The following is a 13,658-nucleotide window of genomic DNA, read 5'->3' on the forward strand; positions in this document are numbered from 1 at the left end:
CCGGACATGTCAACCGGAGTAGTGCTGCATCGGAGCAAGACGGCAAGCAACGCAGTCGACGACTTCGTCGCCCAGGCCCGGGAGGCCTTCGCATTGGGCGTCCGGCAGGTGTGGATCGCTCAGCAATTCGACCACGACGCGATCTCGCTGGCCGGTCTGATGGGCGCCGCGGTGCCCGGGCTCGGCGTGGGGACCTTCGTGGTGCCGGTCAACCCGCGGCACCCCCTGGTGATCGCGTCGGCGGCCCAGACCGCGCAGGCGGCGTCGCACGGGAACTTCAGCCTCGGGTTGGGCCTCGGCGCGCACCGGGTGGAGGAAGCGGCATTCGGCATCGCCGCGCCCAACACCGTGCAACGCCTCCGTGAACACCTTCAGGTACTCCGCTCGATCAACGAGACCGGCTCGGTCGACTTCCACGGCAGTGAGTTCACCGCCGCCCCGGAGTGGCCCGTCGCGCTCCCCGGCGGCACGCCGATCCCGGTGTACGTGGCGGCCATGGGGCCCAAGGCGCTTCACGTCACCGGCGAACTCGCCGACGGCACATTGCCGTACCTCGCCGGGCCTCGCACGATCAGCGAGTTCATCGCACCCACGATTGGGCAGGCGGCAGCGGAGGCGGGCAGGCCGTCGCCGCGCATCATCGCCGCGGTCCCGGTCGTCGTCACCGACGATCCCGACGCCGGCCGGGCCGCGGCAGCCGAGACACTAGCGTTCTACGCCACGATTCCGTCGTATCAGAAGGTCATCGCGCGCGAGGGCGTCGACTCGGTTGCCGATCTCGCCGCGGTGGGCTCTGCGACGGCCGCAGCGGAACAGCTGCTGCGCTACCGGGATGCGGGCGCCACCGACCTCGTGCTCAGCCCGCTGATGGGCACCGACGACGATCCGCGCCGCCTGTGGGAGGTCGCAGCCGCATTGACCGATGGTAGCTAGCCGGTAGGCCGGATTGGGTGCCAGCAGCGAGGCGCGCGACCGCGGCGCCGACGATCGTAGGAGTCATGAAAACACTTCTCGCATCCGTCGCCATCGCAGGTTCCGTCTTCGCCGGCGCCATCGGCATCGCCGCACCCGCACTCGCCGCACCGCTCGGCGGACAATCCGCCGCCGACGCGGTCAGCAGCCTGCACGCCCGCGGCTACGACGTCCAGGTCCAGGGCGACACCGAAGCGCCCCTGTCGGAGTGCATCGCAACGCAGGTCAGTGGACTGTCGGGCTCCGACGCCAACGGCCAGTCCGGAGTGCCCGCCGGATCGACGGTCTACGTGACGGTGTCGTGCGACGACGACTACGACGAGTGACTAGGCCTTGAGCACCCCGAGGCGCCGGATCGCCTCGTCCATCGTGTCGTCGCGCTTGCAGAAGGCGAAGCGCACCAGGTGATTCCAGTCCCCGAGGTGGGGAGCGCGCGGGTCGCAGAATGCCGACATCGGAATCGCGGCCACACCGGCGCGTTCGGGCAGCTCCGCGCAGAACGTGGCACTGTCGGTGTAGCCGAGCGGGCGCGGGTCCGCGCACAGGAAGTACGTCCCGTGACTCGCGTGCACGCCGAAGCCGATGTCGGTCAGCGCCGCGGCGAGCCGGTCGCGTCTGCCTTGGAACGACGTGCGCAGGTCGGCGACCCAGCCGTCCTCGTCGTCGAGCGCCTTGGCGACGGCCGGTTGGAACGGCGCGCCGCCGACGTAGCTCAGGTACTGCTTGGCGGCACGGATGCCTGCAATCAGATTGGCTGGGGCACAGGCCCATCCGATCTTCCAGCCGGTGACGTTGAACATCTTCGCCGCACTCGAGATCGTGACGGTGCGTTCGGCCATGCCGGGGTAGGACGCCAGCGGGATGTGCCTGTGCCCGTCGAACGTCAGCGTCTCGTACACCTCGTCGGTGATCACCAGCAGATCGTTGGCGACGGTGATCTCGGCGATGGCCCGCAGCTCGTCGTCACCGGCGACCATCCCGGTCGGGTTGTGCGGCGAGTTGACGATCAGTGCCCTCGTCCTCGGCGTCACCGCGGCTCGCAGCGCGTCGACGTCGATGACGAAGCCGGGGCCATCGGTCGCCATGGGGACCGTGACGCGGTGGCAGCCCGCCATGGCCAGCACGGGGGAGTAGCTGTCGTAGAAGGGCTCGACGAGGATCACCTCCGAGCCGGGTTCGATCAGGCCGATCACCGAGGCGGCGATGGCCTCGGTCGCGCCGACGGTGACGAGCACCTCGGTGTCGGGATCGTACGTCACCCCGTAGAGGCGTTGGCGCTGGGCGGCGATGGCCTCGCGCAGCGGCGCGATCCCCAGGCCAGGCGGGTACTGGTTGACGCCGTCGCCGATCGCGTCCTGGGCCGTCTCGAGCATTGCGGCCGGCCCGTCCTCGTCGGGGAAACCCTGCCCGAGGTTCACCGCGCCGATCCGCGCGGCCAGCGCCGACATCTCCGCGAAGATCGTCACCGCGTAGGGCTTGAGCCGTTCGACCGTCATGTCCGTCGAGGGTAGGCGAGCGCCCGGGGGAATGAATCGAGCCGCCCCGACGCTGAGGGGAGTCATGACGTTCACGCTCGCGGCCGACGCGGCCCTGCTCAAGCCCGTCCGCATCGGTGACACCACCGCAGAGAACCGAATCTTCATGGCGCCGTTGACCAGATCGCGTGCCCACGCCGACGGCACCCCGTCGGACCTCGCTGCTCAGTACTACGCGCAGCGTGCCGCAGCCGGCCTGATCATCTCCGAGGCCACGGCCATCTCGCGCGAGTCCAACGGCGCGTACGCCAACACGCCGGGCAACTACACCGACGGGCACCAGGCCAAGTGGGCCGAGATCGCCGCCGCCGTGCACGAGGCGGGCGGACGCATGTTCATGCAGCTGTGGCACGTAGGCCGGATGGGTCACCCCGAAATCAGCGGCGTCGAGACGGTGGGCCCGTCGGCCATCGCCGCCGACATGTCGGCCCACACGCCGTCGGGCAAGCAGCCGCTGCCGGTTCCCCGGGCGCTCGAGGTCGACGAGATCGCGACCATCGTCGACCAGTTCCGGCTCGCCGCACGCCGCGCGATCGACGCGGGCATGGACGGTGTCGAGATCCACGGGGCCAACGGCTACCTGCTGCACGAGTTCGCCTCGGACGTCGTGAACCAGCGCACCGACGCCTACGGCGGTTCGCCGGAGAACCGGGCCCGATTCACCGCGGAGGTCGTCGAGGCGGTGGCGGCCGAGATCGGACCCGGTCGCGTGGGGCTGCGGCTCTCTCCCGGCGGCGGCGCGGGTGACGTGCGCGAGGTCGACACGGTGTCCACCTACGAAGCGCTGGTGGAGCGGATCGCCCCGCTCGACATCGCCTACCTGCACCTGCTGATCGACCCCAGCACGCCGACCTTCGGCGCGCTGCGGGCGCTGTGGGCAGGTGCGCTGGTGCTCAACACCGGTCGCGAGGTCGACACCGACTTCTGCCAGATGGAGTCCCTGGCCGGGTGGGGCGCGATCAGCGCCGCCGCCGTGGGCCGCGCCTTCCTGGCCAACCCGGACCTGATCGACCGTCTGCTGCTCGGCGCCGAGCTGAACGAACCGGACGTCGCGACGTTCTACGCGCCGGGCCCCGCCGGCTACGTCGACTACCCGACGCTCGACGAGGTCCGCGTCGCCTCCGCCTAGGAAGCCCGCCCATACCGTTTTGCCCGCGAGCAGACGCAAAAGCCCCTCATCCCACGGGATCGAGGGGTTTTTGCGTCTGCTCGTGACGGGCTGTGAGGCCGCTTTGGTACTCCGACGTGCCCATACTCCCAACCAACGGGTTGGGCGAGGCTGCTAGGCTCGGCCTGCGAGGACTACCCTCCACGTGGGCTCCCGGCTGCGGTGAACCCTCTCGACCCCGAACCCAATATGGACCTGGAGAGTCAGACATGTCCGATGAAGCCTTCATCTACGAGGCGATCCGTACCCCGCGCGGCAAGCAGCGCAACGGTTCGCTGCACGAGATCAAGCCCGTCAACCTCGTCGTCGGCCTGATCGACGAACTGCGCACCCGCCACCCCGACCTGGACGAGAACCTGATCAGCGATCTGATCCTCGGCGTCGTCTCGCCCGTCGGCGACCAGGGCGGCGACATCGCGCGCACCGCCGCGCTCGTGGCCAAGCTGCCCGAGACCACCGGCGGCTTCCAGCTCAACCGCTTCTGCGCGTCCGGCCTGGAGGCCGTCAACACCGCCGCGCAGAAGGTGCGCTCCGGCTGGGACGACCTGGTGCTCGCCGGTGGCGTCGAGTCGATGAGCCGCGTTCCCATGGGCTCCGACGGCGGCGCCTGGGCCACCGACCCCGAGACCAACTACCGCATCGGCTTCGTGCCCCAGGGCATCGGCGCCGACCTGATCGCCACGATCGAGGGCTTCACCCGCGACGACGTCGACGCCTACGCGCTGCGCTCGCAGGAGAAGGCCGCCGCGGCATGGTCGGGCGGCTACTTCGCCAAGTCGGTCATCCCCGTCAAGGACCAGAACGGCCTCGTCGTCCTCGACCACGACGAGCACATGCGCCCCGACACCACCATCGAGGGCCTCGGCAAGCTCAAGACCGCGTTCGACGGCATCGGCGCGATGGGCGGGTTCGACGACGTGGCGCTGCAGAAGTACCACTACGTTGAGCGGATCAACCACGTCCACACCGGCGGCAACAGCTCCGGCATCGTCGACGGCGCCGCGCTGGTGCTGGTCGGGAGCGAGAAGGCCGGACAGTCCCAGGGCCTGACCCCGCGCGCCCGCATCGTCGCCACCGCCACCAGCGGCGCCGACCCCGTCATCATGCTGACCGGCCCGACGCCGGCGACCCGGAAGGTCCTCGACCGCGCGGGCCTGACGGTCGACGACATCGACCTGTTCGAGCTGAACGAGGCCTTCGCCTCGGTGGTGCTGAAGTTCCAGAAGGATCTGAACATCCCCGACGAGAAGCTCAACGTCAACGGCGGCGCCATCGCCATGGGTCACCCCCTCGGCGCAACCGGCGCCATGATCACCGGAACCATGGTCGACGAGCTGGAGCGTCGCGGCGCCCGCCGTGCGCTCGTCACGCTGTGCATCGGCGGCGGCATGGGCGTGGCCACCATCATCGAGCGAGTCTGAGAGCAGGGGACCAGAAATCATGGCAGAGAACACGATTCAGTGGGACCAGGATGCCGACGGCATCGTCACCCTGACGTTGGACGACCCGACCGGGTCGGCCAACGTGATGAACGAGCACTACCAGGAATCCATGCACAACGTCGTCGAACGGCTTGCTGCGGAGAAGGATTCGATTACCGGCGTGGTGATCACCAGCGCGAAGAAGACCTTCTTCGCCGGTGGCGACCTCAAGGGAATGATCAACCTCGGGCCCGAGAACGCCGGTGAGGCGTTCGCGATGGTCGAGGCCGTCAAGCGTGACCTGCGTGCGCTCGAGACCCTCGGCAAGCCCGTCGTCGCCGCGATCAACGGCGCCGCGCTCGGTGGCGGTCTGGAGATCGCGCTGGCGTGTCACCACCGCATCGCCGCCGACGTGAAGGGCAGCCAGATCGGCCTGCCCGAGGTCACTCTCGGCCTGCTGCCCGGTGGCGGCGGCGTGACGCGCACCGTGCGCATGTTCGGCATCCAGAAGGCCTTCATGGAGATCCTGAGCCAGGGCACGCGTTTCAAGCCCGGCAAGGCCAAGGAGACCGGTCTGGTCGACGAACTCGTCGGCTCGGTCGAGGAACTCGTCCCGGCCGCCAAGGCGTGGATCAAGGCCAACCCCGAATCCCACACTCAGCCGTGGGATGCCAAGGGCTACAAGATGCCCGGCGGCACCCCGAGCCACCCCGCACTCGCAGGAATCCTGCCGTCGTTCCCGGCGCTGCTGAAGAAGCAGCTCAAGGGTGCGCCGATGCCCGCGCCGCGCGCGATCCTCGACGCGGCCGTCGAAGGTGCGCAGGTCGACTTCGACACCGCCAGCCGCATCGAGAGCCGCTACTTCACGCAGCTCGTCACCGGCCAGGTCGCGAAGAACATGATCCAGGCGTTCTTCCTGGACCTGCAGTACATCAACTCGGGCGGTTCGCGTCCCGACGGCATCGGCAAGACGCCGATCACCAAGATCGGCGTGCTGGGCGCGGGCATGATGGGCGCCGGAATCGCCTACGTGTCGGCCAAGGCCGGCTTCGACGTCGTGCTCAAGGACGTCAGCACCGAGGCTGCCGAGAAGGGCAAGAACTACTCCGAGAAGATCGAGGCAAAGGCGCTCGAGCGCGGCCGCACCACGCAGGAGCGCTCCGACGCGCTGCTGGCCCGCATCACTCCGACGGCCGACGCCGCGGACTTCGCCGGTGTCGACTTCGTCATCGAGGCGGTGTTCGAGTCGGTCGAGCTGAAGCATCAGGTGTTCCAGGAGATCGAGGACATCGTCGAGCCCAACGCCCTGCTGGGGTCGAACACCTCGACGCTGCCGATCACCAGCCTGGCGACCGGCGTGAAGCGCCAGGACGACTTCATCGGCATCCACTTCTTCTCGCCGGTCGACAAGATGCCGCTGGTGGAGATCATCAAGGGCGAGAAGACCTCTGACGAGGCGCTGGCCCGCGTGTTCGACTACACGCTGGCCATCGGCAAGACGCCGATCGTGGTGAACGACAGCCGCGGGTTCTTCACCTCGCGCGTCATCGGCACCTTCGTCAACGAGGCCCTGGCCATGCTCGGCGAGGGCGTCGCCCCCGCCAGCATCGAGCAGGCGGGATCGCAGGCCGGGTACCCGGCGCCGCCGCTGCAGCTGTCCGACGAGCTCAACCTCGAGCTGATGCACAAGATCGCCGTAGCGACCCGCAAGGGCGTCGAGGAGTCGGGTGGCACGTACGAGCCGCACCCGGCCGAGGCCGTCGTCGAGAAGATGATCGAGATCGGTCGTCCGTCGCGTCTCAAGGGTGCCGGTTTCTACGCCTACACCGACGGCAAGCGCACCGGACTGTGGGAGGGGTTGAAGGAGACCTTCAACTCCGGTTCCACGTCGATCCCGTTGCAGGACATGATCGATCGGATGCTCTTCGCCGAGGCGATCGAGACGCAGAAGTGCATCGACGAGGGCGTGCTGACCTCGACGGCGGATGCGAACATCGGCTCGATCATGGGCATCGGCTTCCCGCCCTACACCGGCGGGTCGGCGCAGTTCATCGTCGGCTACGAGGGTGCGGGAGGCGTCGGCAAGGCAGCCTTCGTCGCCCGGGCGAAGGAACTCGCCGAGAAGTACGGCGAGCGGTTCACTCCGCCGGCGTCACTGACCAGCTAGTCCGAACACGCGAAGAGCCCCGAATCCGCCTTGGATTCGGGGCTTTTCGCGTACCGGTGGCCGCTGCGGATGATTGGAACCTCACTGGGTGATGCCGGCATACATTTCGCTCGGCGGTTGAGCCAGCAGTGCTTTCACTGCCCTGGTATCGGCGTCGGCTAGTACCTCGTCCAACCCGGACTCGAGGCCGTCGAGTGCCTGACGGATCACCTCGGCAGGGTCGTTCTTGGGCATGTCGACTCCGGCCAGCATGTCGGTGTCGGTGGCTGACAGGTGTAGCCCGAGGACTCGAGTTCCTTGGGCAGCCAATTCGAGTCGGGTGCTGTTGGTCAGCTGCCACTGCGCGGCCTTGGCTACCGCGTAGGCACCGTTGCCGGGGAACACTTGGAAGGATCCGACCGACAGCACGTTGAGGATGGCGCCACCGCCGTTGCCTGCCAGGATCGGCGCGAAGGCGCGTGTCATCGACAGCGTGCCCCAGAAGTGCGTGGCCAGTTCGAGGCGAATGGCGTCGAGATCACCCGACACCAGGTTCTGCATCGTCATCACGCCGGCGTTGTTGATCACCACGTCGACGTCGGTGGCGGTGCTGGCGACCGCTGCCACCATCGCCTCATCCGTGATGTCGAGGGAGATCGGCACGATCCGTGCGTCACCGCCGGGAACGGTTTCCGCCCGCCGCGCCGCGGCATAGACCTTGGCGGCACCCCGCTCGATCGACTGCCGGACGAACTCCGCACCCAAACCGCGGTTGGCGCCGGTGACCAGGACTGTTGCATCTCGTAGTTCCACCCCTCGACCCTAGGATGTGACATCAGTGTCAGCTTCAAGTCGGGATCCGCTGACCACTGGTCCGAACACGCGAAGAGCCCCGAATCCACCGTGGACTCGGGGCTTTCGCGTACCAGTGGGGTCAGGCGTCGCTGCTGCTGCTCGCCCCATCGCCTGAGTCGCTGTCCGACCCGTTGTCCGAGGTCGAGCCACCCGCGCTGTCCGCGTCAGTGGATGCGCCGGTGGTGGCACCAGCCGGTTCGTCGCCAGTGGGGTCGGATCCACCCGACGCGCTGCCGGCAGCGTCGGCGCCGACCTTGCCAGGCTCGGCCTTGACGCTGTCTCGAGTCAGCGAATCCTTGATCGTGGAATCGGATTCCGCGTCGTCGGTGCCGGCCGCGGTGCCCGCCGTCTCGTCGGTTGTCTCGACGTCGGCGGGGACGGTATCGGTGGCCTCTTCGTCGGTGGATGTGGTTGCCGCCGGTGTCGAAGGCGACTCGTCAGTGGGCGGCGGATCGGCCGGCGATGCCTCCCCGGTTGCATCAGAGTCACCGGGAGCGATTGCTGCCGTGGTGTTCTCGGCGGGGTCCTCGACGGCCGCCGCGGTGTCGGGCGCCGTGGCGACGGTCGCCGTCAGCGTGGCAGCGGGCGTCGCCTGCAGCGCTGCGATGATCGAGTCGCGGATGAAGGGCAGCGTGCCCGTGGTGAAGCTGTCGAGTTGAGCGAACACGTTGAGTGCCACGTCCGCGAACCCGTGCTGGATTGCGTTGAGCACGTTGATGGGATTCAGTGTCGTGACGGCGTTCAACACCGACTGGGTGCTCGAGACGATCTGCTGCACGAGCGGTTTCAGGCCGGTGTCGAACCCGATGCCGACGGTCGATGCGACCGCGGCCAACGCGAGGCTCAGGCCGGCGTTGAACAGCGCAGGCACCAGCGCCTGACCGACCGCGAACGGCCGCTGCAGCACGTCCTGCAGTGGCGTCCACACGCCCGTGATCAAGTTGACGATCGGGTTCAGGCCGCTGGCGATCACGCTGTCTATCGCGCCGTTGACGTCCCCGACCGCGAGCTTCGAGAATGCGATCTGCAGCGTCGCGGGGAGCCCGGCAGCCAGATCGCCCAGCGCCGCGCCACCGGCATTGACGGCTTGCAGCAGCTGGCCCGCGGTCGTGATCTGGTTCGTCACGATCTGATGCAGGATCGGGAAGGGGTTGGCGATCTCGCTACGGATCGTGTTGGTCAGCCAGGTGCCCGCGGCATCGACCACGGGCGTGAAGACCTCGATGGGGTTGTCGATCGCCGCACTGAGCTGGACGGCGGGCAGTTGCACGTCGGGGTGCGGGGCGATCGGTGCCACCGCGATGACGCTGGCGCCGACGAGTGCGATGCCTGCGGTGACGTACGGCCTCAAGGCCATCTGCATGGACATATCGGTTCGGAATCCCTTCGTTCGGTCAATCTGGTCCCCCGGCGAGCAGAACTTACCCATCAGTAAGTTCGGGCTGGTACGGAATCGAGCGAAGTGGGTGCGGATGACACTTGGCAAGCGCTGCCACATTACGAATACGTAACGTAGCTGCTAGAGGCCATGATCAGCGCGTGAGGGAAGCGCGGCTAACCGGCTATCGAGTGAACGTGTTAGCCGGTCTCATCAGTTGATCTTGATCAGCGGCCCGATGGAGAGGGCGGACTCGTCGCCAACATGGCGACCCTGCTGCCGTCAGCTATCTCTAGCCGTCGGCAACTCCGTGCTTGCCACGTTGGTGCCCGGCTGGATGGGCATTCGGATTGCTCGCGTCCACATCGTGAGACGGACGCGCCGCGGGACGGCTGATTCCGTCGTCAGAAGGAGCCCATGTCGGCCGACAGCCAGTGCTGCGGCGTCATGAAGATCGCGACGTGCTCACCGAGGTTCTCCCGGGCGAAGTCGAGGTAGCGGTCGGCCGCGTCGCCGCTCAGGTACCGGCGGGTGACCTCTTCGAGCTGTGCATCGGTACCAGGTTCGATCCGGCTTACGGGTCCGTCGACCGCGACGTAGCGGGTGGTCGGCTCGACTCGGTCGATCATGAGCGAGAACTGGCCGGCCGCTTCGATCAGCCGATGCTTGCGGGATCCCGAGCCCGTCAGCACCCACAGCTCGCCACGCGGGGTGTAGTGGTACCAGATGGGCAACGTCAGTGGGCCGCGGTCGGTACCGGCGGACACGGACAGCGCACCGACGTGCTGCGGTTCAGCCAGGAAAGCTTCGCGTTCGTCCTTGGAGAGAGCCATGACGCCAGGCTAGTCAGCCGTCCTGACACGAGGAGGTGCTCAGGAGTGGGCGTCGAGCCAGGTGTCGGTGACGCGGACGATGTCGACGATCCCGTCGGCGAGCAGCCCGGCGACGAAGGCTGCGATCTTGCCGCCGATGATCGGCACGTTCACGTCGACCTCCGCCGTGCCCGTCAGTGCCGTTCCGGATCCAACCGCTTGCATGCTGACCGAACCCTGGCCGGAGAGAGGCGTTCGAGGCGCATGAATGGTGATTTCGCCGTCGACCGTGGTGCCGTCGATGGCGAACCACCGTTCGTGCTGAACGACGTGCAGCGAGCCGAGTCGCAGCCGCTGCAGCGGTCCGGGCAGCTGATCGCCGCCGAAGCGCATGGTCATCTGCATCGTGGTGATTCCCGCGCAGTCGGTCTCGAAAGTGTCGAGCGTGGGGGAGCCACCCTCGACGAAGGCCAGGCGCGCCCGCCAGTATTCCGGGTCGTCGAATGCGGCACGGATCTGGCGAATGTCATGCGGCGAACTGGCGGCGAGGTTGATCGAGCGCGGCACAGCACGGCACGCTACCGACGTGCGGCGCCGACGGGGGATCGGCGACCGGCGGCGTCGAGAATTGGCTAACTATTTGGAGTTGCTTGTAATTGGTTCATTCGGTGGTCGACGGTGCCCAGCGCCATCGATGATTAAACAGGCGTATAGCTGTACTCGATGTAGCGATGTTGGCCTCACCCCGTCGCGAGGCGAGGCGCTTGACCTGCGCGGGGGCGGATGGGCGGTCCGACCGGCGCTCGACGGTTGGGCGAAACACGCGGGCTTTGCTGCCGTTGCCGTGATCGTCTCGACTTGGACCGCCCGATGTGACCCATATCTCCCAAAATTGGGACACCTCTGCTAGCTTTGGCAACCATGTTGAACGTGGCGGCGGTCGGCCGTCCCAGCCCCCTCCTCGACTTGAATCTGCAGGAGATCGGCCGCCTCGGTGCCCGCGCTCTGCAGCCGAGCGAATGTCGCCGCAATGTGGAGGCGGCCGCCCCCGGGGGCATGGCGGTCGTCCGCAAGGGTCGGATCCGTTCGCAGGGCTCGTGTAGCTGTGGTTGGCAGGGCGCATCGCACGTGCTCTCCGCGATGTCCGTGCACGACGCGCTCCTCCACGTCGCGATCGCACGCTGCCGCCCCGCCACGCCACTGGTGGTCTGAACCCGTCCGGAAACGAGATCAGCCGGCACCCCGAGGGGCACCGGCTGATTCGACGTCGACGCTAGGTCAGATGAGGGGAATCCCCGGGGTCAGGTCCGGCGGCGGCGGGAGGCCGAGCGGGTTCAGGGGGTTCACCTTCGGCAGCTGCGGGGCGGGCAACCGAGGCGCAGCAGCGCCAGCGATGGCCCCCAGGCCGAGGTTGGGATTGATGCTGAGATCCGGCACGAGGTCCACGCCGAAACTGGGCAGCACGAGGTCGGGCGCGTTGATGGTGCCGAGCGACGGGATGCCGCCGAGGGACGGAAGGCCGCCGCCACCGCCGCCGCCACCGAAGCCAGAGAGCGACGGGGGCGCGGGAAGAGCCTGAAGCTGCTTGCTGATGCCGTCGAGCAGGGCGACGCACTTGCCGTTCTGCTCGTCGACCACCTGGCCGTCCTGGCAGGTGACCCCGCCGTCCTTCGGCTTCTCCTCCTGGGCGGCGGTGTTGCTCTGCTCATCAGCGTTGCTGGTCGCGGGTACGACGACCGTTGCAAAGGTCAGTGGAGCGACGGCCAGCGCCGATCCCGACAGGAGCGTCAGCAGTACTCGCTTGGCGCGAACGGTCATGGAAATCCCTCGTAATCGAAATGCGATCAATGAATGGATCCGAGTGTAGACAATAGTTCGGCTAACTGGCACCGCAGAAACCATTCATCCCGAAGGCACGATTTGCGGGGCGGTGCCGGCCGGCAGTCGCCACGGCACGTTGGAACAGCGTGATCAAGCCGTCGACTCGGTCGTAGATGCAGGCCTAGAGTGTGTCTTCGTGCGCTTCGGACTCTTCATTCCGCAGGGTTGGCGACTCGATCTCGTCGACATTCCGCCCGCCGACCACTGGCAGGTGATGCGAGACCTCGCTCATCACGCCGACGGCGGGCCCTGGGACTCGCTGTGGGTCTACGACCACTTCCATACGGTGCCGGTACCGACGGACGAGGCCACCCACGAAGCCTGGTCGCTGATGGCCGCGTACGCCGCGACGACGTCCCGCATCAAGCTCGGTCAGATGTGCACCGCGATGAGCTACCGCAATCCCGTGTACCTCTCCAAGGTGGCAGCCACCACCGACGTCATCTCCGGTGGGCGCGTCCAGATGGGCATTGGCGGTGGTTGGTACGAGCACGAGTGGCGTGCCTACGGATACGGTTTCCCCTCCGCGGGAGTTCGATTGGCTCGCCTCGACGAGGGCGTCCAGATCATGCGGGACGCCTGGCGCGACGGCAGGGCGAGCTTCGACGGCAAGCACTACCAGGTGGACGGGGCGATCGTCGCGCCGAAGCCCCTGCAGGACAACGGGATTCCGTTGTGGATCGCCGGCGGAGGGGAGAAGGTCACCCTGAAGATCGCGGCGAAGCACGCGCAGTACACCAACTTCACCTCCGAGCCAGAGGGGTTCCGGCACAAGTCAGAGGTGCTCGAGGGGCATTGCCGCGAGGTGGGCACCGATTATGGCGCGATCGTCCGGTCGGCCAACTTCAACGCCGTCGTCGCGGGATCCGAGGCGGAGGTGCGTGACCGCGTCGAGCGCATCCGTGCCCGTCAGTCCACGAAGGCGAACGCTGAGGCCGTGGATGCCATGCTCGCGTCCGTGACGTCGGCGGACTCGGCGAGCGGAACTCCCGAGCAGGTCATCGAACGGCTGACGCGATTGCGCGACCTAGGTTGCGAGTACGCAATCCTCTACTTCCCCGAGGCTGCATACGACCGCTCCGGGATCGAACTCTTCGAGCGCGAGGTCATCCCCGCCCTGTCGTGAGGGTGCGCTGGGCTCGGCACGCGAGCAACGTCGCCTAGCGCGCGTCCCACGTTCTTCGTCGGCAGGCGATGCCATCCGCTGTTGAGCCCGTCGCTTAGCGGCGTCTCGTCGGGGGTGGGGTCGTACCGCGTCGTGACGCGTCTAATTGTGATTACGCTGGACGTAACTGTCGTCACCGTCAAAAGCGCATCCACCAGCACTTGAGTGCTGGTTACGGCTAGCTCGGTTAGCCGGAAAGTTGCGAACGCAAAGAGGCATGTTTTGACGCACGAAAATATAAGGCGACATAGCCATCGGCCATTTACGCTCGCGAAAATGAGCGGCCGCAAACCGTGTTCAGCAACGTTGGAACGGTGAGCGGCTG

The 13,658-nt window shown here is 67.3% G+C and carries 13 protein-coding genes; 7 read left to right on the forward strand and 6 right to left on the reverse strand.

What is annotated here, in order from left to right:
- Positions 1-6: 6 nt before the first annotated feature.
- Together G6N61_RS24500 and G6N61_RS24505 are read left to right on the forward strand one after the other, a co-directional pair.
- Positions 7-933 carry a TIGR03564 family F420-dependent LLM class oxidoreductase gene (locus G6N61_RS24500; protein ID WP_163922346.1) on the forward strand — a complete coding sequence of 309 codons (927 nt, stop codon included), beginning with the start codon at positions 7-9 and terminating at the stop codon, positions 931-933.
- Between the two features lie 65 nt (positions 934-998).
- Entirely contained in the window at positions 999-1,298 is a 300-nt protein-coding gene (locus tag G6N61_RS24505; RefSeq protein ID WP_163922349.1) for a hypothetical protein, read from the forward strand.
- On the opposite strand, the gene G6N61_RS24510 is transcribed toward G6N61_RS24505, so the two are convergent.
- Complete coding sequence (locus G6N61_RS24510; protein WP_163922353.1) at positions 1,299-2,468, reverse strand: pyridoxal phosphate-dependent aminotransferase; 1,170 nt, start codon at positions 2,466-2,468, stop codon at positions 1,299-1,301.
- Between the two features lie 64 nt (positions 2,469-2,532).
- Between G6N61_RS24510 and G6N61_RS24515 the strand changes: the two genes are divergently transcribed.
- The 3 genes from G6N61_RS24515 to G6N61_RS24525 all read left to right on the forward strand — a co-directional run bounded on the left by G6N61_RS24515 (position 2,533) and on the right by G6N61_RS24525 (position 7,263).
- Positions 2,533-3,636, forward strand: coding sequence for an alkene reductase (locus tag G6N61_RS24515; RefSeq protein ID WP_163922357.1), 1,104 nt, complete (start codon positions 2,533-2,535; stop codon positions 3,634-3,636).
- Positions 3,637-3,884: 248 nt separating this feature from the next.
- On the forward strand, positions 3,885-5,096 hold the full coding sequence (locus G6N61_RS24520; protein ID WP_163922360.1) for an acetyl-CoA C-acetyltransferase: 1,212 nt from the start codon (positions 3,885-3,887) through the stop codon (positions 5,094-5,096).
- Between the two features lie 19 nt (positions 5,097-5,115).
- Positions 5,116-7,263, forward strand: coding sequence for a 3-hydroxyacyl-CoA dehydrogenase NAD-binding domain-containing protein (locus tag G6N61_RS24525; RefSeq protein WP_163922363.1), 2,148 nt, complete (start codon positions 5,116-5,118; stop codon positions 7,261-7,263).
- A gap of 81 nt (positions 7,264-7,344) precedes the next feature.
- Here G6N61_RS24525 and G6N61_RS24530 read toward each other — a convergent pair whose 3' ends face one another.
- From G6N61_RS24530 to G6N61_RS24545, 4 genes are all read right to left on the reverse strand, one after another.
- The gene (locus G6N61_RS24530; protein WP_163922366.1) at positions 7,345-8,055 is read right to left on the reverse strand and encodes an SDR family oxidoreductase; all 711 of its coding nucleotides are present in this window, start codon (positions 8,053-8,055) and stop codon (positions 7,345-7,347) included.
- A gap of 121 nt (positions 8,056-8,176) precedes the next feature.
- Positions 8,177-9,460: a hypothetical protein gene (locus G6N61_RS24535; protein ID WP_220101429.1), complete on the reverse strand. Its 1,284-nt coding sequence runs from the start codon at positions 9,458-9,460 to the stop codon at positions 8,177-8,179.
- A 419-nt stretch (positions 9,461-9,879) separates the two neighbouring features.
- Positions 9,880-10,308, reverse strand: coding sequence for a pyridoxamine 5'-phosphate oxidase family protein (locus G6N61_RS24540; RefSeq protein ID WP_163922372.1), 429 nt, complete (start codon positions 10,306-10,308; stop codon positions 9,880-9,882).
- A 39-nt stretch (positions 10,309-10,347) separates the two neighbouring features.
- On the reverse strand, positions 10,348-10,854 hold the full coding sequence (locus G6N61_RS24545; protein WP_163922376.1) for a DUF2505 domain-containing protein: 507 nt from the start codon (positions 10,852-10,854) through the stop codon (positions 10,348-10,350).
- A gap of 354 nt (positions 10,855-11,208) precedes the next feature.
- Here G6N61_RS24545 and G6N61_RS24550 point away from each other — a divergent pair, with 354 nt between their 5' ends.
- Positions 11,209-11,499 carry a hypothetical protein gene (locus tag G6N61_RS24550; protein WP_163922379.1) on the forward strand — a complete coding sequence of 97 codons (291 nt, stop codon included), beginning with the start codon at positions 11,209-11,211 and terminating at the stop codon, positions 11,497-11,499.
- Between the two features lie 66 nt (positions 11,500-11,565).
- On the opposite strand, the gene G6N61_RS24555 is transcribed toward G6N61_RS24550, so the two are convergent.
- Positions 11,566-12,105, reverse strand: coding sequence for a hypothetical protein (locus tag G6N61_RS24555; protein WP_163922381.1), 540 nt, complete (start codon positions 12,103-12,105; stop codon positions 11,566-11,568).
- A 199-nt stretch (positions 12,106-12,304) separates the two neighbouring features.
- Here G6N61_RS24555 and G6N61_RS24560 point away from each other — a divergent pair, with 199 nt between their 5' ends.
- Positions 12,305-13,294 (forward strand): LLM class F420-dependent oxidoreductase, encoded by a 990-nt coding sequence (locus G6N61_RS24560; protein ID WP_163922384.1) that lies wholly within the window; start codon positions 12,305-12,307, stop codon positions 13,292-13,294.
- Positions 13,295-13,658 lie beyond the last annotated feature (364 nt).

Origin of the sequence: Mycolicibacterium arabiense (assembly GCF_010731815.2) — a bacterium.
GTDB classification, from domain to species: domain Bacteria; phylum Actinomycetota; class Actinomycetes; order Mycobacteriales; family Mycobacteriaceae; genus Mycobacterium; species Mycobacterium arabiense.